22 protein-coding genes are annotated in these 22,474 nt (G+C 66.1%); 16 read left to right on the forward strand and 6 right to left on the reverse strand.

All coding sequences use genetic code 11. From position 1 onward, the window contains the following. Nucleotides 1-193: 193 nt before the first annotated feature. Nucleotides 194-4,153 carry a phosphoribosylformylglycinamidine synthase gene (gene purL / locus CXB49_RS11505; RefSeq protein WP_101708526.1) on the reverse strand — a complete coding sequence of 1,320 codons (3,960 nt, stop codon included), beginning with the start codon at nt 4,151-4,153 and terminating at the stop codon, nt 194-196. 146 nt (nt 4,154-4,299) lie between these two features. On the opposite strand from purL, the gene CXB49_RS11510 reads away from it, so the two are divergent. After that, complete coding sequence (locus CXB49_RS11510) at nt 4,300-4,638, forward strand: P-II family nitrogen regulator (RefSeq protein WP_101708527.1); 339 nt, start codon at nt 4,300-4,302, stop codon at nt 4,636-4,638. Between the two features lie 85 nt (nt 4,639-4,723). On the opposite strand, the gene CXB49_RS11515 is transcribed toward CXB49_RS11510, so the two are convergent. Next, complete coding sequence (locus CXB49_RS11515; RefSeq protein WP_101708528.1) at nt 4,724-5,518, reverse strand: outer membrane protein assembly factor BamD; 795 nt, start codon at nt 5,516-5,518, stop codon at nt 4,724-4,726. On the opposite strand from CXB49_RS11515, the gene rluD reads away from it, so the two are divergent. The 7 genes from rluD (at nt 5,517) to CXB49_RS11550 (ending at nt 10,779) form a co-directional block, all read left to right on the forward strand. Beyond that, nucleotides 5,517-6,614 (forward strand): 23S rRNA pseudouridine(1911/1915/1917) synthase RluD, encoded by a 1,098-nt coding sequence (rluD, locus tag CXB49_RS11520; RefSeq protein WP_101708529.1) that lies wholly within the window; start codon nt 5,517-5,519, stop codon nt 6,612-6,614. The genes CXB49_RS11515 and rluD overlap by 2 nt on opposite strands. Further along, nucleotides 6,604-7,341 carry a peptidoglycan editing factor PgeF gene (pgeF, locus tag CXB49_RS11525; protein WP_101708530.1) on the forward strand — a complete coding sequence of 246 codons (738 nt, stop codon included), beginning with the start codon at nt 6,604-6,606 and terminating at the stop codon, nt 7,339-7,341. The genes rluD and pgeF overlap by 11 nt, the downstream gene beginning before the upstream one ends. A gap of 114 nt (nt 7,342-7,455) precedes the next feature. Beyond that, a complete protein-coding gene (locus CXB49_RS11530; protein ID WP_158300791.1) occupies nt 7,456-8,358 on the forward strand; it encodes a GNAT family N-acetyltransferase in 903 nt (300 codons plus the stop codon). Between the two features lie 98 nt (nt 8,359-8,456). After that, entirely contained in the window at nt 8,457-9,110 is a 654-nt protein-coding gene (locus CXB49_RS11535; protein WP_101708532.1) for an HD domain-containing protein, read from the forward strand. A gap of 37 nt (nt 9,111-9,147) precedes the next feature. Further along, complete coding sequence (locus tag CXB49_RS11540) at nt 9,148-9,870, forward strand: metallophosphoesterase (protein ID WP_101708533.1); 723 nt, start codon at nt 9,148-9,150, stop codon at nt 9,868-9,870. A 54-nt stretch (nt 9,871-9,924) separates the two neighbouring features. Then, nucleotides 9,925-10,326, forward strand: a complete 402-nt coding sequence (locus CXB49_RS11545; RefSeq protein WP_158300792.1) for a hypothetical protein — start codon at nt 9,925-9,927, stop codon at nt 10,324-10,326. Between the two features lie 54 nt (nt 10,327-10,380). Next, complete coding sequence (locus CXB49_RS11550; protein ID WP_233493058.1) at nt 10,381-10,779, forward strand: VOC family protein; 399 nt, start codon at nt 10,381-10,383, stop codon at nt 10,777-10,779. Between the two features lie 66 nt (nt 10,780-10,845). Here the strand turns inward: CXB49_RS11550 and CXB49_RS11555 are convergent, their stop codons facing one another. Then, the gene (locus CXB49_RS11555; RefSeq protein WP_101708535.1) at nt 10,846-11,613 is read right to left on the reverse strand and encodes an ABC transporter substrate-binding protein; all 768 of its coding nucleotides are present in this window, start codon (nt 11,611-11,613) and stop codon (nt 10,846-10,848) included. Nucleotides 11,614-11,750: 137 nt separating this feature from the next. Here CXB49_RS11555 and CXB49_RS11560 point away from each other — a divergent pair, with 137 nt between their 5' ends. Next, nucleotides 11,751-12,767 (forward strand): DMT family transporter, encoded by a 1,017-nt coding sequence (locus tag CXB49_RS11560; protein WP_199406835.1) that lies wholly within the window; start codon nt 11,751-11,753, stop codon nt 12,765-12,767. 355 nt (nt 12,768-13,122) lie between these two features. On the opposite strand, the gene CXB49_RS11565 is transcribed toward CXB49_RS11560, so the two are convergent. Together CXB49_RS11565 and apaG are read right to left on the reverse strand one after the other, a co-directional pair. After that, nucleotides 13,123-14,910 carry an ABC transporter ATP-binding protein/permease gene (locus tag CXB49_RS11565; protein ID WP_101708537.1) on the reverse strand — a complete coding sequence of 596 codons (1,788 nt, stop codon included), beginning with the start codon at nt 14,908-14,910 and terminating at the stop codon, nt 13,123-13,125. Between the two features lie 172 nt (nt 14,911-15,082). After that, nucleotides 15,083-15,463, reverse strand: coding sequence for a Co2+/Mg2+ efflux protein ApaG (apaG, locus tag CXB49_RS11570; RefSeq protein ID WP_101708538.1), 381 nt, complete (start codon nt 15,461-15,463; stop codon nt 15,083-15,085). 106 nt (nt 15,464-15,569) lie between these two features. Here apaG and rpe point away from each other — a divergent pair, with 106 nt between their 5' ends. From rpe to trpE, 4 genes are all read left to right on the forward strand, one after another. Beyond that, nucleotides 15,570-16,253: a ribulose-phosphate 3-epimerase gene (gene rpe / locus CXB49_RS11575; protein WP_101708539.1), complete on the forward strand. Its 684-nt coding sequence runs from the start codon at nt 15,570-15,572 to the stop codon at nt 16,251-16,253. 41 nt (nt 16,254-16,294) lie between these two features. Beyond that, on the forward strand, nt 16,295-17,047 hold the full coding sequence (locus CXB49_RS11580) for an SDR family oxidoreductase (RefSeq protein WP_101708540.1): 753 nt from the start codon (nt 16,295-16,297) through the stop codon (nt 17,045-17,047). A gap of 58 nt (nt 17,048-17,105) precedes the next feature. Next, nucleotides 17,106-17,774: a phosphoglycolate phosphatase gene (locus CXB49_RS11585; RefSeq protein ID WP_101708541.1), complete on the forward strand. Its 669-nt coding sequence runs from the start codon at nt 17,106-17,108 to the stop codon at nt 17,772-17,774. 125 nt (nt 17,775-17,899) lie between these two features. Beyond that, nucleotides 17,900-19,366, forward strand: coding sequence for an anthranilate synthase component I (trpE, locus tag CXB49_RS11590; RefSeq protein WP_101708542.1), 1,467 nt, complete (start codon nt 17,900-17,902; stop codon nt 19,364-19,366). A gap of 46 nt (nt 19,367-19,412) precedes the next feature. Here trpE and CXB49_RS24285 read toward each other — a convergent pair whose 3' ends face one another. Then, nucleotides 19,413-19,547, reverse strand: coding sequence for a hypothetical protein (locus CXB49_RS24285; RefSeq protein ID WP_255409604.1), 135 nt, complete (start codon nt 19,545-19,547; stop codon nt 19,413-19,415). A 70-nt stretch (nt 19,548-19,617) separates the two neighbouring features. Here CXB49_RS24285 and CXB49_RS11595 point away from each other — a divergent pair, with 70 nt between their 5' ends. The 3 genes from CXB49_RS11595 (at nt 19,618) to dsdC (ending at nt 22,390) form a co-directional block, all read left to right on the forward strand. Beyond that, a complete protein-coding gene (locus tag CXB49_RS11595) occupies nt 19,618-20,007 on the forward strand; it encodes a helix-turn-helix domain-containing protein (protein ID WP_101708543.1) in 390 nt (129 codons plus the stop codon). Between the two features lie 111 nt (nt 20,008-20,118). Continuing rightward, nucleotides 20,119-21,465 (forward strand): D-serine ammonia-lyase, encoded by a 1,347-nt coding sequence (gene dsdA / locus CXB49_RS11600; RefSeq protein WP_101708544.1) that lies wholly within the window; start codon nt 20,119-20,121, stop codon nt 21,463-21,465. A gap of 10 nt (nt 21,466-21,475) precedes the next feature. After that, on the forward strand, nt 21,476-22,390 hold the full coding sequence (gene dsdC / locus CXB49_RS11605) for a DNA-binding transcriptional regulator DsdC (RefSeq protein WP_101708545.1): 915 nt from the start codon (nt 21,476-21,478) through the stop codon (nt 22,388-22,390). The last annotated feature ends 84 nt before the right edge of the window (nt 22,391-22,474 follow it).

Raw genomic sequence — 22,474 nt, forward strand, 5'->3', positions numbered from 1 at the left:
TGGCGTCACGAAAAGGCTATCGCCGCGAACGGCATGGCCGCGCGACCGCCGATAGCAAACCCATTGTCATTATGGTTGCCCATCGGAGCAAGGCAAGCCGGCCTGCCGCCGCCATCCGTTTCGCCAATGAAAAACGGAAGCCCCAGGCTTCCGCTTGCCATCCGCGGCGCCGCGCCGCGGGGTCAGTCCATCGTCAGCCCACCCAGCGCCGCGCGGTGGCGAACATGCGGTACCAACCGCCGTTCTCGCCCCAGTCCGCCGGATGCCAGCTGTTCTGCACTGTGCGGAACACCCGTTCCGGATGCGGCATCATGATGGTGAAGCGGCCGTCCGGCGTGGTGACGCCGGTGATGCCCGCCGGCGAGCCGTTCGGGTTCAGCGGATAGGTCTCGGTGGCGCGGCCGTCGAAATCGATATAGCGCAAGGCCACCAGCGCCGCGTCCTGCGCGCCCGGCGCGAACAGCGCCCGGCCCTCGCCATGGCTGACCACCACCGGCAGCCGGCTGCCGGCCATGTCGGACAGGAAGATGGACGGCGAGGCGGCGACCTCGACCATGCTGAAGCGCGCCTCGAACTGCTCCGAGGCGTTGCGGCGGAACTTCGGCCAGTGCTCGGCGCCCGGAATGATGGACGACAGATTGGACATCATCTGGCAGCCGTTGCACACGCCGAGCGCGAACGTGTCGCCGCGGCGGAAGAAAGCCTCGAACTCGCCGCGCGCCTGCGCGTTGAACAGGATGCTCTTGGCCCAGCCCTCGCCGGCGCCCAGCACGTCGCCGTAGCTGAAGCCGCCGCAGGCCGCCAGGCCCATGAAGTCGGCGAGCCGCGCGCGGCCGGCGATGATGTCGCTCATGTGCACGTCCACCGCCTCGAAGCCGGCGCGGTCGAAGGCCGCGGCCATCTCCAGCTGGCCGTTGACGCCCTGCTCGCGCAGCACGGCGACCCGCGGCCGGGCGCCGGTGGCGACGAAGGGCGCAGCCGGATCGCCGCCGACATCGAAGGACAGCTGCGCGAACAGGCCGCGCGGCTTGGCGTGGCTGCGCAGCAGCTGCTCGCTGTCGGCGCAGGCCGGATTGTCGCGCAGCCGCTGCATCCGGGCGCTGGTTTCCGACCAGGCGCAGAACAGCTCGCTGCGGCTCTCGCTGAACAGGTCCTTGCCCTTGTGGCGGATCACCAGGCGGTCGTAGTTGTTGGTGCGGCCCAGCACGAACAGCTCGCGGCCGATGCCGGCCTTCATGAAGCGCGAGATCACTTCCGGCGTGTCGGCCTTCTTCACCTGCAGCACCGCGCCCAACTCCTCGTTGAACAGCACGCGCATGATGCGGCCGTGGGTGGCGGCCTCCAGCGTCGGCTGCACGTAGTCGTCTATGATGCGCTGGGTGTTCTGGCGCTCTATCACCAGTTCCTGCAGGTCGACGCTGACGCCGACGTGGCCGGCGAACATCATTTCCGCCAGCGTGGCGAACAGGCCGCCGTCGGAACGGTCGTGATAGGCCAGCAGCATGTCGTCGCGCAGCAGCGACTGCATGGTGTTGAAGAAGGCCGCCAGTTGCAGCGGGCTTTCCACATCGGGCGCGCGGCCGCTCATGTCCTTCCACACCTGGCCGTAGATCGAGCCGCCGAGACGGCAGCGGCCATAGCCGAGATCGATCAGGATCAGGTCGCTGTCCTTGACGTCCTTCAATTCCGGCGTGACGGTCTTGCGCACGTCCTCCACCGGGGAGAACGCCGAGATCACCAGCGACAGCGGCGCGGTGACGGCCTTCTGCTCGCCGTTTTCCTGCCACACCGTCTTCATCGACAGCGAGTCCTTGCCCACCGGGATGCTGACGCCCAGGCTCTGGCTCAGCTCGGACACCGCCTGCACGGTACGGTACAGGTTGGCGTCCTCGCCCGGGTGGCCGGCCGGCGCCATCCAGTTGGCGGACAGCTTGACGTTGCCCAGATGGCCGACGAAGGCGGCGGAGATATTGGTCAGCGCCTCGCCTATGGCCATGCGGCCGGAAGCCGGGCCATCGAACAGCGCCGACGGCGTGCGCTCGCCCATCGCCATCGCTTCGCCGCGGCAGGTGTTGAAGCCCATCGTGGTGACCGCCACGTCGGCCACCGGCACCTGCCAGCGGCCGACCATCTGGTCGCGCGCCGTCATGCCGCCGACGCTGCGGTCGCCGATGGTGATCAGGAAGGACTTGTCGGCCACGGTCGGATGACGCAGCACGCGATAGGCGGTCTCGCGCAGCGGATACCTGGACGCGTCGAACACCTTCAATTCGGTCACGATGGACTTGGCGTCGCGGGTCATCCGCGGCGGCTTGCCCAGCAACACCTCCAGCGGCATGTCCACCGGGCTGTTGCCGAAATGGTCGTCGCGCACCTGCAGCCGGCCGTCGTCGGTGGCCACGCCCATCACCGCGAACGGGCAGCGCTCGCGCTCGCAAAGCGCGGCGAAACGGTCCAGATCCTCCGGCAGAACGGCCATCACGTAGCGCTCCTGCGCCTCGTTGGACCAGATCTGCATCGGCGTCATGCCCTTCTCTTCCAGATGCACCTTGCGCAGCTCGAAGATCGCGCCTCGGCCGGCGTCGTTGACCAGCTCGGGGAAGGCGTTGGACAGGCCGCCGGCGCCGACGTCGTGGATGGAGACGATGGGGTTGGCCTCGCCCAGTTGCCAGCAGCGGTCTATCACTTCCTGGCAGCGGCGCTCGATTTCCGGATTGCCGCGCTGCACCGAGTCGAAGTCCAGGTTTTCGCTGTTGGCGCCGGTATCCATCGACGAGGCGGCGCCGCCGCCCAGGCCGATCAGCAGGCCCGGACCGCCCAGCTGGATCAGCAGCGCGCCTTCCGGAATCTCGTTCTTGTGGATCTGCTGCTGCTGGATGTTGCCGAGGCCGCCGGCCAGCATGATGGGCTTGTGGTAGCCGCGCATCTCGCCGCCGAACGTTTGTTCGAAGGTGCGGAAATAACCGGCCAGATTGGGACGGCCGAACTCGTTGTTGAACGCCGCCCCACCTATCGGCCCTTCCAGCATGATCTGCAGCGCCGAGGCGATGCGGCCCGGCTTGCCGTATTCCGCCTGCTGCTCGCTATGCACCTCCCACGGCTGCTTGAAGCCGGGGATGTTCAGGTTGGAGACGGAGAAGCCGGTCAGGCCGGCCTTGGGCCGCGAGCCGCGGCCGGTGGCGCCCTCGTCGCGGATTTCGCCGCCGTTGCCGGTGGAGGCACCGGGGAACGGCGCGATCGCCGTCGGGTGGTTGTGCGTCTCCACCTTCATTAGGATGTCGGTGGGCTCGCTGTGGTAGTCGTAGCGGTGGCTGTCCGGCTGCGGGTAGAAGCGCTCGATGAAGGCGCCCTCTATCACAGAGGCGTTGTCCTTGTACGCCACCAGCGTGCCCTCCGGATGGGCGTCGTGGGTGTCGCGTATCATGCGGAACAGCGACTTGCCCTGCTCGACGCCGTCGATGATGAACTGGGCGTTGAAGATCTTGTGGCGGCAGTGCTCGGAATTGGCCTGGGCGAACATCATCAGTTCGACGTCGCTGGGATTGCGCGCCATCCGGGTGAAGTTCTCGACCAGATACTCGACCTCGTCGTCGGACAGCGCCAGGCCCAGCGAGGCGTTGGCGGCCTCCAGCGCGGCGCGCCCGCCGGCCAGCACGTCGACGCTGGTCAACGGCTGCGGCTCGACATGGACGAACAGCTTGTCGGCGTCGTCCAGCGAGGACAGCACCGTTTCCGTCATCCTATCGTGCAAGAGGCCCGCCAGAATGTGGCGAGCCTCTTTACTTAAAGATTTATCGGCGGACTTGATTCGGAAAGCCGTGCCGCGTTCGATTCGTCGGATATTCGGCAATCCGCAGTGCCTCGCGATGTCGGTAGCCTTAGACGCCCACGGCGACAAAGTGCCCAGACGCGGCGTCACCAGGAACAATTCGCCATCCGGCTCCGCGCTCAGCGGCGCCTCGCCGTAGCTGAGCAACTGGCCCAACACGCCGATCTCCTCCAGCGTCAGTTCGCGCTCGCTCTCGGCGAAATGCCAGTGCTCGGCGGTCAGCGCCAGATCCTTCAGACCGGCGTCGGCCGCTGCCGCCTGCAGTTTTTCGAGACGGAACGGCGACAGGGCGACGCCACCGCGCAGCTTGGTAATGTAAGACATAGACACTCGCGACAAGTACCAGGAAAGGGCGTCATAATACAGCAAAACATCGCTGCATTTAAGGCGGAACAGGACATTCCGTCTGTAATGCGGCAATTTTCGCATTTTATCCTAATATCATCAGATCAAACCGGGAGCATTGCGCAATGAAAAAGGTGGAAGCCGTCATCAAACCGTTCAAGCTGGACGAAGTGCGCGAGGCGCTGTCGGAGATCGGCATCAATGGTCTCACCGTGTCCGAGGTCAAGGGCTTCGGCCGCCAGAAAGGCCATACCGAGCTGTACCGCGGCGCCGAATACGTCGTGGACTTCCTGCCCAAGGTGAAGATCGAGGTCATCCTGCCGGACGATCTGGTCGACCGCGCGATCGACACCATCGTCGCCGCCGCCCGTACCGGCAAGATAGGCGACGGCAAGATCTTCGTCATCCCGGTGGAACAGGTGGTGCGCATCCGCACCGGCGAAACCAACGAGCAGGCGATCTGAACCGCCCCCTTCCCCCACGGCGACGCCCGCCAAATAAAAAAAGCCGCCTTTGCCGGGCGGCTTTTTTACGCGCTTCAGGCCGCGCTTACTTCCACAGCTTCCACCAGGGCATTTCCTCGGTCCGCCACTGCGTCGTCAGATACTGGCTTTGCGGATAGTTCAACGCCAGCACGCGGCGGGCGTCGTCGCGCAGTTGCGGCATCTGCAGCTTGTCGTAGGCGGTCACCAGGATGGCCAGCGCCTCTTCCTGGTACTTGGTGTTGGAGAAATCCTTGACCACGCCCTGGACGCGGTTGGCCGCCGCCAGATAAGCGCCGCGCTTCATGTAGTAGCGCGCCACATGCATCTCGTTGCCGCCCAGCGCGTCGACCAGCTTGATCATCTTGGCCCGCGCGTCCGGCGCGTAGGTGCTGTTCGGGAAGCGGCTGGTCAATTCGCGGAAGGCGGTGAACGCCTCGCGCGCGGCGCGCGGGTCGCGCTCGCTCATGTCCTGACCGGCCCATTTGGCCAGCAAACCGGAATCGTCGTTGAAATACACCAGCCCCTTCAGATAATAGATGTAGTCGAGGTTCGGGTGCGTCGGGTGCAACTTGATGAAACGGTCGGCCGCGGCGATGGCCTGCTCCGGTTCCCCATCCTTGTAATGGGTGTAGGCCAGGTCCATCTGCGCCTGCTGCGCGTAGCGGCCGTAAGGAAAACGGGACTCCAGCGTTTCATAGAGCTTGACAGCACGGGTATAATTGCCGCTGTTCAACTCGTCGTGAGCTTCCGCGTACAGCTTTTCCACCGGCCAGCCGCGCGTTTCGTCGTAGGGCTCCGTGGAGGCACATCCGGCAAGCCCCGCCATCACCAACATTGCAGCAACAACGTATCTTTTCATGACTGATCCTTACATTGACCCGGACGATTATAGCGACATCTCGGAAAACGAGATATCCGCCACGCAACATCTCGAAGTGCCGCTCTCTCTGTGCGGCGAGCGGCTCGACGCGGCGCTGGCCAAATTGCTGCCGGATTACTCCCGCAGCCGGCTGACTCAGTGGATCAAGGACGGCCAGGTCACGGTGGACGGCCAGGTGCTTGCGCCCAAGACCAAAATGCTCGGCGGCGAGAAGCTGGAAGTCCTGCTGCAACAGACCAACGAGGAGATGGCGTTCCAGCCCGAGGCGATGGATCTGGCCATCGTGTTCGAGGATGAACACATCATCGTCCTGAACAAGCCGGCCGGCCTGGTCGTGCATCCGGCCGCCGGCAACTGGAGCGGCACGCTGCTGAACGGCCTGTTGCACCATTGCCCGTCGCTGGCCCAGGTGCCGCGCGCCGGCATCGTGCACCGGCTGGACAAGGACACCTCCGGCCTGATGGTGGTGGCCAAGACGCTGCCGGCGCAGACCGAGCTGGTGCGCCAGCTGCAGGCGCGCAGCGTCAAGCGCGTCTACCGCGCGATCGCCGACGGCGTCGTGCCGTTCGACGGCACGATAGACGCCAATATCGGCCGCGACCCGAACAACCGCCTGAAGATGGCGGTGCTGAAGTTCGGCGGCAAGCCGGCCATCACCCATCTGCGGGTGCTGGAACGCTACGCCAGCCACTCCTACGTCGAGTGCAAGCTGGAAACCGGCCGCACCCACCAGATCCGCGTCCACATGCGCGAGGCCGGCCATCCGCTGGCCGGCGATCCGGTGTACGGCAATGTGCGCCACAAGATGGACGAGGACGCCGCCGCCGCGGTGAAGACGCTGGGCCGGCAGGCGCTGCACGCTTACGCGCTGGCGCTGGTGCACCCGGCCTCCGGCGAACAGCGCAGCTGGCGGGCGCCGCTGCCCGACGATTTCCGCCGGCTGCTGAACCTCTTGCGCGGCGACGGCGCGGTGCCCGACGAGCAAGCCTTCGCCCACGCCGACGGCGAGGACGACGATGACTGGGACGACGACGACGATGACGACAGCGACATCGAGGTGATCTATGCCCGCTGAGGACTGGATCGCCGCCGACTGGCCGGCCCCCGCCACGGTGAAGACGCTGCTGACCACCCGCTCGGGCGGCGTCAGCCAACCGCCGTACGCCAGCCTCAACCTCGGCGCCCACGTCGGCGACGCGCCCGACCATGTCGCCGCCAACCGCGTGCGGCTGCGCGACGAATTGCCGGCCGAGCCCGCCTGGCTCAATCAGGTGCACGGCACCGCGGTCGTCGACGCCGCGGCGGTCGGCGCCGACGCGCCCGACGCCGACGCCAGCTTCGCCCGCGCGCCCGGCGCGGTATGCGCGGTGATGACCGCCGATTGCCTGCCGCTGCTGCTGTGCGACGACGCCGGCGGCGTGGTGGCCGCCGTCCACGCCGGCTGGCGCGGACTGTGCGACGGCGTCATCGAAGCCGCCGTCGCCGCCACCGGCGCGCCGCCGGCGACGCTGATGGCCTGGCTGGGCCCCGCCATCGGCCCGGACGCCTTCGAGGTCGGCGCCGAAGTGCGCCAGGCCTTCGTCGAACGCGACGCCGCCGCCGCGGCCGCCTTCATCGACATCGACGACGGCAAATACTTGGCCGACATCTACGCGCTGGCGCGGCTGCGACTGGCCGGGCTCGGCATGGACCGCGTCTACGGCGGCGACTTCTGCACCGTGATAGACCGCGATCGCTTCTTCTCCTACCGCCGCGACGGCGTCACCGGCCGCATGGCCTCGCTGATCTGGCTGGAAGACTGAGCCCATCCCCGCCCCGCCGCCCGGCGGGGTGTTTGTTTTCGCCTACGCCCGGACCGCCGCGAGCGGCATTTTCCGCCCGTCGCATTGACCCCGGCCCGCGGCGCGAACATCATCATGTCATCTCCCCACCCGCGCGGCGCCGCAATGGACATCAGCACGCTAGACCGCCTGACCCCGGCCGATCTGCACCGTTGTTTTCTCGAAGCGTTCAGCGATTACGTGGTGCCGGCCCAGCCCAGCCTGGGCCAACTGGCCTTCATGCTGCGCCGCCGCGGCTGGGCGCCGGAATTGAGCGCCGGCGTCTGGCTGGACAATCTCCTGGTCGGCTTCTGGCTATGCGCGACGTCGGACATCGACGGCGAGACCGAAGGCTATTGCATCGCCGCCGGCGTCGTCCCGGCCGCGCGCCGACGGGGCGCGCTGACCGGCATGGCCGCACAGGTGGAAAGCCTGCTGTCCGCGCGCGGCATCCGGCGCCAACGGTTGGAGGTGATAGACGGCAATCTGCGCGCGCAACAGGCCTATGCCGCGCTAGGCTTCTCACCGCTGCGCCAGCTGGACTGCTACCAGATCCAGACGCCGATAGCCGCCGCCGGCGACTGGCCGGTCACCGTGCATGCCGGCTACCGGACGCAGGACTGGCCGCCGGCCGCCGGGCTCGCCTATCCGCCGGCGGTGCCTAACCGCCGCGAATCGCTGCTGCGGGCCGAGCCGCCGCCGCGCTGGCTCGCCGTGCGCCGCGACGGCCGCTTGCTCGGCTCGCTGCTGATGTCGCCGGACGGAGAAGTCGCCGAACTGACGGTGGCACCGGACTGCCGCCGCCGCGGCATCGCCAGCCGGCTGCTGCACGCCGGCCAGATGCTGGCCAACGGCGGCAGGCTCAGTTTCAACAATGTGGACAACCGCGATCTGGCGCTGCTGAGCCTGTTGCTGAAACACCAGGCCGGCTACCGGCTGTCGCAATGGGAGATGTTGAAAAGCGCCGCGGCCGACGACGGCATTCGGCCCGGGCGGTGATAAAATGAGAGAGTCGGCGGCGCCTCGCCGCCGGCGAGACACAGGCATCAACCAGCCGCCCGGTCCATCCGGCGCGGCGCAGAACCGGTCCGTCCCTCATGCATCGACAGCAACAAACCGAATGGCAGCAACGGCTGATCACCTTGCTGGAACAACAACCGCCGGACGACGACGGCGCCCACGACCTCAGCCACCTGCACCGGGTGTGGGCGGTGGCGCGCCAGTTGCTGGAAAGCCATCCGGAAGCCGATCCGCTGGTGGTGATGGCCGGCAGCTATCTGCACGACCTGGTCAACCTGCCGAAGAACCATCCGCAACGCAATCAGGCCTCGCGCTGGTCCGCCGAACGCGCGCGCCAGCTGCTGGCCGACAGCGGCCTTTCCGCCGCCCAGCTGGACAATCTGGCCCACGCCATCGAGGCCCACAGCTATTCGGCGGCGATCGAACCTCGCACGCTGGAGGCCAGGATCGTGCAGGACGCCGACCGGATGGACGCGCTGGGCCCGGTGGGCCTGGCCAGGATGTTCTACGTCTCCGGCCGCATGGGACGCGCGCTGGCCCACCCGCTGGACCCGCTGGGCGAACAACGCGGCCTGGACGACCAAGCCTGGGCGATAGACCATATCGACGTCAAACTGGCCCGGCTGCCCGGCATGATGCAGACCGAGGCCGGCCGGGCGATGGCGGAGCAGAAGCTGCAATGGCTGCTCCATTTCCGCGACGAATTCTGCCGGGACTGGCTGGCGCGCTGAGCGCCCCACCCCCGCCGACACCAAGGGACGGCCCGAGATGATGATACGCAAACTGCCGCGCAACATCGAAGGCCGCGACTGGGCCGTCGGCGACCTCCACGGCTGCTTCGCCCAGTTGCGCCGCCTGCTGAACATCATCGCCTTCAATCCGGCCCGCGACCGGCTGCTGTCGGTCGGCGACCTGGTTGACCGCGGGCCGGACAGCCCGCTGGTGACGGAGTGGCTGGCCCAGCCATGGTTTCACGCCGTGCGCGGCAATCACGAGCAGATGGCGCTGGACGCCGTGCACAATCCGCAACAGGACCGAGAGCGCCATTTGCGCAACGGCGGGCGTTGGCTGGACGAATTGACCGTGTCCGAGCGCGCCGCCTGCGTCGCCGCGCTGGAACGGTTGCCGCTGGCGCTGGAAGTCGAAGTGGAAGGCGGCAAAATGGGCATCGTCCACGCCGACTGTCCCGGCAACGACTGGGACGCGCTGACCGCGCGCCTGGAAGCCGACGCCGTCAGCGAGCGCGACCTCGAGGTGCTGCTGTGGGCGCGCGAGCGCGTGCTCAACGGCGGTGGCGGCCATGTCGCCAGCGTCGACCTGCTGCTGGCGGGACACACGCCGCAGGAGCGCGCCGTCCTGTACGACAACGTGATGCATCTGGACACCGGCGCCGTCTACGGCGGCAAGCTGACGCTGTTCTGCCTGAACGACCTCGTCGAAGTTTCGCTACCGGCCAGCTTCGAACAGCTGGCCCAGTTCCAGCTGCATTAGACGGCGGCGGCCGCCGCCGTTAGAATGCGCGCTCCGCAGACCAAGGATGCCACGATGGCCGAGCGCAACAAGAAAACCGCCACCAAGCCCGGACAGCAGCAGCGCCGCGCAGACGAACAGCGCCATGCCCAGGCCGAGCAAGCCTGCCGCCAGCTGACGAGCCTGCTGGAGGCGCTGGCCGCCGAAGGCCGGCTGGACGGCCAGGAAACCGCCGCCCAGTATCTGAATTCCACCCGCGCCTACTACCGTCGCATCCGCAACGGCAAGGTGATGGGGCCGGCCGACTTCACCGCCGCCGCCGAAGTCTGCGCCTGCGCCCACCGCGCGCTGGCCGCGCTGGACCCGACGCTGGCGTTTGCCGGCCTGTCCCAGGCCGAAGCGCTGGGCGAGGCCCTGCGCCAGGGCGCACTGGTGATCGCGGAAATGAAACGGATCAAGGCCGGCAAGGCTGGCTAAGCCTCCACCCTCATGGCATGATGAAGGCCTTCCCCGCCACCCGCCGCCATCGCCATGTACAAGCACATTCCCCATTTGCGCGTCGCCCGCCCGGTCGGAAATCTGAACCTGAGCAAGGCGATGTATTGCGAAGGCCTGAACCTGCAGGTGCTGGGCGGCTTTCGCGACCACGACGGTTTCGACGGCGTCATGCTGGGCCTGCCCGGCGCCGGCTATCACCTGGAATTCGTCGTCAGCCACCGCCACCCGGTGCCGCCCGCTCCGACGGCGGAAGACCTGTTGGTGCTCTATCTGCCGGACCGCGCCGAATGGGAGGCCGCCTGCGCCTGCATGCGCGCCGCCGGCTTCGCCCAGACGCAGCCGGCCAATCCGTACTGGAACGCGCACGGCGCCACCTTCGTCGACCACGACGGCTATCGCACCGTGCTGCAAAATACGAGCAGCCCTGTCTAAGAACCTGTTCACGATCTTTTGCGAGCAGCGCAAGACCAGGCCGAGCCATGCTTGCTGTTTCGAGGCTTAATTTTCTATCTTTTCCAATAGACCGGCTTTGCGCATTTTCTCGATGACCTTATTGAATTCGGCCACCCACTTGCCCGCTCCCGCCGCCTTGGAAAACCCGAATGCGGCGTAGGACAGCTTGCCGATCGGCACATCGGAAACGCCTATCGTGTCGGCCACGCCCTGCTGGCCGACCAGATACTTGCCCACATTCGAATCGATGGTCGCCAGATCGATCCGGCCGGAATCCATCATTTTCAGCAAGGTGACGGAGTCCGCCGCCCGATCGATAGGATGCGCGGATTCGAATATCGCCTCCATCTCCTTGTCCACGACAGAGCCGATCTCCATTCCCAAATGATGCTCTTTCAAGGCTCGGTAATCCGCCCAGTCCACGCGTCCGCGGAAAGCGCTTTTCTTGTAAAGAAAACAGTTGTACTGCCGCATGACCGGCAAGGAGAATTCCATGAACTGCTCGCGCTCAGGCGTTTTGTACAACGGCAGGATACCGTCGACCAAACCATCTTTGACCGCGCTCAGGCATCGCTTCCAGGGAAGAATCCTGACTACGACAAGCACGTCCAACTGTCTTCCGATTTCTTGCAGCAATTTCACTTTTATGCCACTGGTGGCCAGCTCGCCAAACTCGCCCATCGCATAAGGCGGATATTTGTCGTAGCACATCGTCAGCTTGCGGCTTTCCGCGTGGGAAAACCCGGCGATGAGCGCGAAAATCGCTAGCAGCGCGTATCTGACATTCATACAACCCCCAGCGATTTCACCCATTCGAATCACCGCCGGCCTCCCGCCTCATAAAGCCGGAAAGGCCTCGGCTCCAACAGAAGCCGCCTCCCCCATCCATCACGGCAAGCTGATTCGCCATTGCCTGCGCCGCCTCAACCCGGCCCGGCCAAACTCATGACATGGAAGTAAAGAATCCAAGCCTTGCCCAATATCAACTTTCTCTTTCACATCAGCTTGATACCCTGGAGATACGCAACAGATCGAAAGAGAAAAACATGCCATACCTATGCCTGATTCTGGCTGCCTGCTTTTGGGGCGGAAACTATGTCATCGGCCACATTCTGGTGGAAAGCATCGATCCCATACTGCTGTCCGCCGCCCGTTGGCTATTGACTGCCGCGCTCTTGATGGCCTTGTATCATCGCCAAGTGGCCGCGCAATGGCCGGCGATGAAAAAATCAATGGGCACGGTGGTATTTCTGGCGCTTTGCGGACAGGTGTTATTCCCCATCACGCTGTATATCGGTTTGCAATACACATCTTCGCTGAATGCCGCCATTTATCTCTCGACGACGCCCGCGCTTGTATTGATCATCAATAAAATATTCTTCAAGGAGAGCATCGCGCCGCAAAGCATATGGGGCGTCATCCTCAGCTCGACCGGCGTGGCCTATCTGATCCTTCAGGGCGATTTCACCCATGCCGACGCGCTGGCTTCGCTTAATCGCGGCGACCTTTGGACCATGGGCTCCGCCGTCAGCTGGGCCCTGTATTGCGCTTTCCTGCGCATCAAGCCCAAGGAAATAAAAGGCAACGCTTTTGTCGCCGTCAGCGCGACGATAGGCGCCATCGCCTTGCTGCCCGTCCTGCTGTTCACCTTCAGCGAAAAAGCGCCAGCCCTCGCCAGCGGCCATCTGCATTACGGCCTGCTCGCCGGCGTCGCCTATCTGGTCATCTTCCCTTCCTGGCTGTCCTACCTGCTTTGGAACAAGGGCATACTCGCCATTGGTTCGACCCGGGGAGAGATCTACTCCCACCTGATACCGCTCAGCGGCGGCCTACTCAGCATAGCCTTCCTGAACGCGCCCATTTACCCGTTCCACCTGGTCAGCGCCTTGCTCATCGCCTGCGGAATCGCGCTGTGCTCGATGGCCAGGCACGGCCAAGCCGTCCCGCGGCAGCAAGCAGGGCGGTAAGAGCCTGTTTACGATCTTTTTGCGGCATCGGCGGTTTTCTACCGGATGCAGGGCGCGGAAAACGGCCCGCCGCAGTGTCGTTCACTGCAAGGGACGTTTGACAAAGCCATGCGCCGGCAGAAAACCGTCCCGAAGGGCAGGCCAGCCAGCAGGCCATCTGCCGCGTTGTCGGGCTAGGCCTTGGAATCACCAAGGCCTACGCCCTCCGCCTTGCATCTGGCCTACTGGCTGGGCTGCGCTGCTCGGAAAAAGATCGTAAACAGGCTCTAAGGCCCCGCGCGCTTGCCGTACTGTGTGTGCTGTCTGCGTCGGCGCGCCTTGGCCCAGGCTCTCTGCTAGGCTTTGTTAGCGGTTCCTACTCCGCCATCGCCTCGCTCTGCTGCTGCAGCCGCCACATTTCGGCGTAGCGGCCGTCCCGCGCCAGAAGCTCGCGATGGCGCCCCTGCTCCACCACCCGGCCGGCATCCAGCACCAGGATCAGGTCGGCGTCGACGATGGTGGACAGCCGGTGGGCGACGATCAGCGTCGTGCGGTTGGCCGAGATCGCCGCCAGCTCGCGCTGTATCGCCTTCTCGGTGCGCGAATCCAGCGCGCTGGTCGCCTCGTCGAAGATCAGTATCGGCGGATTCTTCAGGATGGTGCGGGCGATCGCCACCCGCTGCTTCTCGCCGCCGGACAGCTTCAGTCCGCGCTCGCCTACCATGGTGTCGTAGCCGTCCGGCAGGCTGCTGACGAAATCGTGGATGTGCGCCGAGCGCGCCGCCTCGATCACCTCTTCGCGGGTCGCGCCCGGCTTGCCGTAGGCGATGTTGTAATAGACGGTGTCGTTGAACAGCACCGTGTCCTGCGGCACGATGCCGATGTGGGCGCGCAGCGAGTCCTGCGTCAGCGAGCGGATGTCCTCGCCGTTGATCGTGACCGCGCCGTCGCCGGCGTCATAGAAGCGGAACAACAGCCGCGACAGCGTCGACTTGCCGGCGCCGCTGGCGCCGACCACCGCCAGCGTCTGGCCGGCCGGTATCGTGAAGTCGACGTCGTGCAGGATCCGCCGCTTGGGCTCGTAGGAGAAACCGACGCGCTCGAAACGTATCGTCGCGGCGCGGGTGGCCAGCGCCTTGGCGTCCGGCGCGTCCGCCACCTCCAGATCGACGGCCAGCAGCTTGAACATCCGCTCGATGTCGGCCAGCGAATGCTTGATCTCGCGGTAGACGAAACCGAGGAAGTTCAGCGGCGCGTACAGCTGGGTGATGAAGGTCGCCACCAGCACCACGTCGCCGACCGTCATCCGGTGCGCCACCACATCGCGCGCCGCCAGCACCATCACCACGGTGACCCCTATCGCGATGATGGCGGCCTGGCCGGCGTTCAGCAGCGACAGCGACACCTGGTTCTTGATCGCCGACGCCTCCCAGGCTTCCAGATTCCGGTCATAGCGCCTGGACTCGTATTCCTCGTTGTTGAAGTACTTGACCGTCTCGTAATTCAGCAAGGCGTCTATCGCCTTGGAATTGGCCTTGGAATCCAGATCGTTCATCGTGCGGCGGTAGACGGTGCGCCACTCGGTCACCAATAGCGTGAACCCGATGTAAAGGCCTATCGTGCCCAGCGTCACCAGCGCGAACCGCCAGGAATAGCGGTGCAGCAGTATGGCCGTCACCATGCCGATTTCCAGCAGCGTCGGCAGGATGTTGAACACGGTGAAATTCAGCAGAAAGCCTATGCCCTTGGTGCCGCGCTCGATGTCGCGGCTCATGCCGCCGGTGTGCCGCTCCAGATGGAAGCGCAGCGACAGCCGGAACAGATGCTGGAACACATTGCGCGCCACCCGGCGCACCGCGCCCTGGATCACGCGGGCGAACACCGCGTCGCGCAGCTCGCCCAGCACGCCGGACAGCAGCCGGGCGACGCCGTAGCCGGTCAGGGCCAGCACCGGCACCGCCAGCAGCGTGGCCGGCACCGACAATTGATCGACGATGTCCTTCAGATACAGCGGCACGGTCACCGCCGCCACCTTGGCCAGCACCATGCAGCTCAGGGCCAGGATGACCCGCCATTTGAACGCCCACAGATAGGGCAGCAATGTCTTGATGGTTTGCCAATCGTGGCGGCCGGACGGGGCCGGGCCGCTATGGGTGATGCGCATAAAAGGTTTGCCTGTGGCTTGGGTCTGTCCCACAGTGAAGAGAGCTTCATTCGCAAGGGACGGACATCATGTGGATTCTGTTGCTGGAAGCGTTGGGCGCGGGCGCGCTCGCCACCTTCATTGTCTGGTGGACCTGGCCGCGCGACGACAAGGACCCATCCTGTAAACGCGATTAGTGCAGCACCCTCGGCGCCACCAGCGTCATCTCGGGGATTTCGGCCTCGAAGCGCCTGCCGTCGTCGGCCACCAACTGGTAACAGCCCTTCATGCTGCCGTACGGCGTCTTCAGATGGGTGGCGCTGGAATACTCGAACGCCTGGCCCGGGGCCAGATGCGGCTGCTCGCCGACGACGCCCATGCCGCGCACTTCCTGCACCTGGTGGTTGGCGTCGGTGATGATCCAGTGGCGGCTGACCAGCTGGGCCGGCTCGCTGCCGGTATTGGTGATGCGGACGCGGTAGCCGAACACGTAGATATCATTGGTGACGTTGGACTGCTCGGCGATGTATTGCGGCTCGGCCTCCACCGCCATTTGGTAGGTCTTGTCGGCCATTACGGCTCCTTCGGAATAGCTCTGGCTTTCATTTTATCCGGCCAAACCGTTTTTGGCGCGGTAGAATGCCCGGCATTCCTCGTTTATCGATGTCAGAGCAATCGCCATGCGCACTTTCCGTATCGCCCCCAGCATTCTGTCCGCCGATTTCGCCCGCCTGGGCCAGGAAGTCAGCGATGTCATCGCCGCCGGCGCCGACATCATCCACTTCGACGTGATGGACAACCACTACGTCCCCAACCTGACCATGGGCCCGATGTTCTGCGAGGCCATCCGCCCCCACAGCAGCGCGCCGATAGACGTGCACCTGATGGTGAAGCCGGTGGATGCGCTGGCAGTCGCCTTCGCCAAGGCCGGCGCCGACATCATCACCTTCCATCCGGAAGGTTCGGAGCACATAGACCGCACGCTGGGGCTGATCAAGGACGCCGGCTGTAAGGCCGGCCTGGTGTTCAACCCCGCCACGCCGCTCTCCTACCTGGACCATGTGATGGACAAGCTGGACATGGTGCTGATCATGTCGGTGAATCCCGGCTTCGGCGGGCAGTCCTTCATCCCGCACGCACTGGAAAAGATCGCCCAGGTCCGCCGCCGCATCGACGAATACACCGCCAGGCACGGCGGCGAGATCTGGCTGGAAGTGGACGGCGGCGTCAAGGTCGACAATATCGCCCAGGTGGCCGCCGCCGGCGCCGACACCTTCGTCGCCGGCTCCGCCATCTACGGCCAGAAGGACTACAAGGCCGTCATCGACGCGATGCGCGCCGAACTGGCCCGCGTCGGCGCATAAGAACATCGCCGCACAGCTTCCACACATCAAGGGATAACGCCATGCATGCATTCATCGTCACCGGCGCCTCGCGCGGCCTGGGCTACGCCATCTGCGAGGCGCTGCTGAACGACGGCGGTTTCGTCGTCGGCATCGCCCGCCACGCCGGCCCGGCGCTGGAGGGCCTGGCCGCCCGCCATCCGGAGCGGCTGCTGGCCGTCAACGCCGACCTGTCCGACGCCGCGCAGGCCTCGGCGTCGGTCCACACCGCGCTGCAGCAGCTGCCGCTGCCCGAGTGCGCGACGATCACGCTGATCAACAACGCCGGCGTGGTGACGCCTATCGCCCAGGCCGGCCACTATCCGGCCGACGAAGTGGTCAAGGCCGTCGCCATCAACGTCACCGCGCCGCTGCTGGCCACCGACGCGCTGCTGTCCGCCACCGAGCGCCTGCCGGCGCGCCGCCGCGTGCTGAACATCTCGTCCGGCGCCGCCGCCAAGGCCTACCCGGGCTGGAGCGTGTACTGCGCCACCAAGGCAAGCCTGGATCACTTCAGCCGCAGCGTGGCCGTCGAACAGGAAGGCCAGGCCAATCCGGCGCGCGTCGTCGCGCTGTATCCGGGCGTCGTCGACACCGACATGCAGGGCAGCATCCGCGGCAGCGACGAGGGCCAGTTCCCGCAGAAGGCGCGCTTCGACGCGCTGAAGGCCGACGGCGCGCTGAGCAGCCCGGCCGACGCCGCGCGCAAGATCGTCGACTACCTGGTCTCGCCGGCTTTCGGCCGGCAAGCGGTCGTCGACATCCGCGAACTGTAACCCCTCCCCACACACACATTTCCGCCGCGGCCCGGCCCGCGGCGGACAAAGCAGACATATGAATCTCAAACACATCAAAGCCGTCGCCTTCGATCTGGACGGCACCCTGGTCGACTCCATTCCCGATCTCGCCGACGCCGCCAACGCGATGCGCGCCCACCTGGACCTGCCGCCGCTGGACGCCGAGCGGATCAAGAGCCATGTCGGCGACGGCATCGCCAGCCTGGTCCATCGCGCGATCACCGACGAGCGCCACGCCGAGGCCGACGGCCCGCTGTGGGAACGCGGCTACCGCTTCTTCATCCAGCATTACCGCGAACATCTGAGCGACCGCACCACCGTCTATCCCGGCGTGCGCGAGGGCCTCTCCCTGCTGCGCGCCCTGCAATTGCCGCTGGTGATGATCACCAACAAATCCGAGCGGCTGGCGGTGCCGCTGGCGGTGCAACTGGACCTGCGCGACCACTTCAGCCTGATCATCGGCGGCGACACGCTGCCGGAGAAAAAGCCGTCGGCGCTGCCGCTCTTGCATTGCTGCCAGGTGCTGGGCATCCAGCCAACGGAGCTGGCGATGGTCGGCGACTCCGCCAACGACGTGGCCGCCGCCCGCGCCGCCGGCAGCGCGGCCATCGCCGTGACCTACGGCTACGCCGACGCGTCCACGCTGGGCGCGGACCTGGCGGTGGCCAGTCTTGCCGAGCTGTACGATTTGATGAAAAATAACTGACCTCAAGCAATCAGGAATTCAACCGCCCATGGCTTTTCTTCCCTGCCCCGCCAGCTGGCGATGGCGTCGCCCGGAGCACGCCCCGCACGACCCCGCCCGAACTGACACGACACAGGAAGAAACGCATGCAAGCGCAAGAATTTGACCAACTGGCCGCCGCCGGCTACAACCGCATCCCCGTCACCCAGGAACTGCTGGCCGATCTGGACAGCCCGCTGTCCATCTACCTGAAGCTGGCCAACCAGCCGTACAGCTATCTGCTGGAGTCGGTGGTCGGCGGCGAGCGCCACGGCCGCTACTCCATCATCGGTCTGCCGGCCGACACCCGGCTGCGCGTCAGCGGCCAGCGGGTTCAGGTGGAATGCGGCGACAAGGTGATAGAACGCCACGACGGCGACCCGCTGGCCTTCATCGAAGCGTTCCAGCAGCGCTTCCGCATCCCCGAACTGCCCGGCCTGCCGCGCTATTCCGGCGGTCTGGTCGGCTATTTCGGCTACGACACCATACGCTATATCGAACGCCGCCTGGCCGACACCCATAAGCCGGACCCGGTGGGCACCCCGGACATCCTGCTGATGCTGTCCGAGGAAATCGCCGTGGTGGACAACCTGTCCGGCAAGCTCCACCTGGTGGTCTACGCCGACCCGGCGGTGCCCAACGCGCTGCAGAAGGCCGAGGCGCGGCTGGCCCAGCTGCGCGCCAAGCTGCGCGAACCACTGACCATCCCGCTGTCGCTGCCGCTGCCGCACGATGGCGACGCGGTGTCGGAATACGGCGAGGACGCGTTCAAGGAGGCGGTGTCGGCCTGTCAACGCTACATCCACGACGGCGACATCATGCAGGTGGTGCTGGCCCAGCGGATGCAGCAGCCCTATCACGGCTCGCCGATCGCGCTGTACCGCGCGCTGCGCAACCTCAATCCGTCGCCTTACATGTTTTTCTACCACTTCGACGACTTCCACGTGGTCGGCGCGTCGCCGGAGATTCTGGTGCGCCGCGACGGCGAAATCGCGACCGTGCGCCCGATCGCCGGCACCCGCCCGCGCGGCCAGACCCGCGAACTGGACGAGGCGCTGGCCGAGGAATTGCTGGCCGACCCGAAGGAAATCGCCGAGCACGTGATGCTGATGGACCTGGGCCGCAACGACATCGGCCGCGTCGCCGACGTCGGCAGCGTCAAGATCACCGACCAGATGGCGATCGAACGCTACTCCCACGTGATGCACATCGTCTCCAACGTCGAGGGCCGCGTCGGCCGCGAAATCGGCAATATCGACGTGATCAAGGCCACCTTCCCGGCCGGCACGCTGTCCGGCGCGCCCAAGGTCAGGGCGATGCAAATCATAGACGAGTTCGAACCGACCAAACGCGGCGTCTACGGCGGCGCCGTCGGCTACCTGGGCTTCAACGGCGACATGGACCTCGCCATCGCCATCCGCACCGCGGTGCTGAAGAACGGCATGCTCTACGTGCAGTCCGGCGCCGGCATCGTCGCCGACTCGGTGCCGCAATCGGAATGGCAGGAAACCCAGAACAAGGCCCGCGCGGTGCTGCGCGCCGCGCAAATGGTGCGCGACGGACTCGACGCCTGAATTCTTGTCACATGACAGATGAAACGCCGGCCAACGTCGGCGTTTTTTATTGGCGCAGATTCCGGCCTGGCCGCGACGACGACGGCGACGCCAGGAAGACCGCCGCCTTGGCCAGCTCCTCGGGCCGGCCCAGCGGCCCCCGCTTCAAGCCGCGGCACTGCGCCCTCCTTGCCTTCGTCATCGAAACGGCTACTTCATGTCCATTAGTATGCAATGTATAGTAGGTGTCAAATTGATACCATAGAGCCGCCATGTCCCTGAAGAACCTGCGGGAAACCACCGCCGATCCCTGCCCGATGCTGCAATTCATCGACCTGATCGCAGGCAAGTGGGCGATTCCCATCCTGTACCGGCTGATCGTGCTGGACCGTCCGGTGCGCTTCGGCGAGCTGCAGCGCGCGGTCGGCACCATCACCCAGAAAGAACTGACCCGCCAGTTGCGCGCCTTCGAGCAACGCGGCCTGGTGCGGCGCACCGTATACGCCGAAGTGCCGCCGCGCGTCGAATACCGGATCACCGAGCTGGGACGCACGCTGCAGTATCCGCTGCAGCAGCTGGCCGACTGGATGGCGCGTTACGGCGACCAGCTGCTCGTCCCGACCGCTCCCGCCACACATGACACAGAATCATCCGTCGCTTGAATATTCATCCTTTGCCAAGTCCGCCTGCTGCCGGTTTAATGGCGCCATACTGCATCCTGCGGCCGTTGGCGTAATGCCGGCTCGCCGCGCTACCCGGCAAGGAACCGACGCATGATTAATGGCAAATCATTGGCCGACTGGCAGATCTCCCACCCACTGCTCGCCGAACTGACGGCGCTGCGCGAATGCAGCTGGTTCAATCCGGCCATCGCGCCCGCCGCGGAGGCGCTGAACGATGTCGGCCTGTCCGCCGGCGACGTGGCCGACGCCGACGCGCGGCTGCGGCGCTTCGCCAACTATCTGCGCCTCGCCTTCCCGGACACCGCCGCCGCGGGCGGCATCATCGAATCCCCGCTGCTGCCTGCGCCGGCGCTACAACCGGCCCTGGCCCGCCATTACAACATCGGGCTACTCGGCCGCCTGTGGCTGAAGGCCGACAACCTGCTGCCGGTCTCCGGCTCGGTCAAGGCACGCGGCGGCATCTACGAGGTGCTGAAGCACGCCGAAACGCTGGCGCTGGCCAATGGCCTGCTGCGCCCCGGCGACGACTACGCCTGGCTGGACAGCCCGGAGGCGCGCGCGCTGTTCGGCCGCCATCAGATCGCTGTCGGCTCCACCGGCAACCTGGGCTTGTCGATAGGCATCGTCGGCGCCCGGCTCGGCTTCCGCACCACCGTGCACATGTCGGCCGATGCCAGAAAATGGAAGAAGGACAAGCTGCGCGAACACGGCGTGACGGTGATCGAATACGCCGCCGACTACAGCGCGGCGGTGGCGCAGGGGCGCGCGCAGGCCGATTCCGACCCGAGCTGCCATTTCATCGACGACGAGAATTCGGTCAACCTCTTCCTCGGCTACGCGACGGCGGCGATCAGACTGCGAGCGCAGCTGTCCGCCGCCGGCGTGGCGGTGGACACCGAGCACCCGCTGTTCGTCCACCTGCCCTGCGGCGTCGGCGGCGGCCCCGGCGGTGTGGCCTTCGGGCTGAAGCTGGCCTTCGGCGACGCCGTGCATTGCCTGTTCGCCGAGCCGACCCATTCGCCGTGCATGCTGCTCGGCGTCCATACCGGCCTGCATCAGCGGGTGTCGGTGCAGGACTTCGGCATAGACAACCGCACCGCCGCCGACGGACTGGCGGTGGGACGGCCGTCCGGCTTCGTCGGCCGAGCGATGCAGCGCCTGATCGATGGCTACTACACCGTCGACGACGACGAACTGTTCCGCCTGCTGGCGCTGCTGGAACAGACCGAGGGCTTGCGGCTGGAGCCGTCGGCGCTGGCCGGCGTGCCCGGCATCGCCCGGCTGCTGACCGAGGAACAGGGCTACCGCGCCCGGCTGGAATTGACGCCACAGCGGATGGCGCGCGCCAACCACCTGGTCTGGCTCACCGGCGGCGGCATGGTGCCGGCGTCCGAGATGGACGGCTATCTGGCGCGCGGTCGCGCGCTGCTATCTTGAGGGCGGCGCCATGAACCGGTCCAGGCTCGATGGCGGTCAGTTCATCAATCTGCATACTTTCTTCACCGCGGCCCGCTACCTGAGCTTCTCCCGCGCCGCCGACGAACTGTGTCTGACCCCCAGCGCGGTCAGCCACCGCATCGCCAGGCTGGAGCGCTCGCTGGGCCTGCGGCTGTTCCTGCGGCTGACGCGGCAGGTCCGCCTGACCCCGGATGGCGAACGGCTCTTCGCCGCGCTGGCGCGCGGCATGGACGAACTGGAAACGGCCTTGCAGCCGGACGCCGACGAGCGCCCCGCCGGCCGCCTCGCCCTGCACGTCCATCCGTCGATACTCCAGTGCTGGCTGATTCCCCGGCTGGCCGGCTTCGCCGAGCTCTGCCCGCAGGTGGAGCTGGACATCCGCGCCGGCAACGGCGACGCCAATTTCCGCAGCGGACGGGCCGATCTGGCGCTGTATTACGCCGACGGCCATTTTCCCGGTCTGAGCAGCCACAAGCTGATGAGCGAGGAGATGGCCCCGGTGTGCAGCCCGGACTACGCCGAACGCCATCGGCTGCGCGACGGGCCGGCGCAACTGCGCGATTGCTCGCTGCTGCACGACTCCCGCGCCTGGTACCACGCCGCCCACAACGCCGAATGGACGCAGTGGGCCCGTCACCAGGGCTGTGAAGTGGACCTGCCCTCGCGCAGCCTGTCCTTCGACCGTTCCGACCTGTGCCTGAGCGCCGCGGCCAGCGGCGCCGGCGTCGCCATCGGCCGCCGTCATCTGGCGCAGCAGCTGATAGACGAGGGGCGGCTGGTGCTGCCGCTAAGCGGCTTCCTGTCGGTCGGCCATTACGGCTACTATCTGGTCCACCCTCCCGGCCCGCAACCGGCGCGGCTGCGCGCCTTCGTCGACTGGCTGCTGCTGCAGGCCGCCGCCTGATGAGCGGGCATCCGCCAGAGATTGCCCGACAAATACCAATAGCATAATATGGCAGCCTAAGCGCTGGCCATTCCCCGCCTGCGC

It is taken from the genome of Chromobacterium sp. ATCC 53434, from assembly GCF_002848345.1.
Lineage (GTDB): Bacteria > Pseudomonadota > Gammaproteobacteria > Burkholderiales > Chromobacteriaceae > Chromobacterium.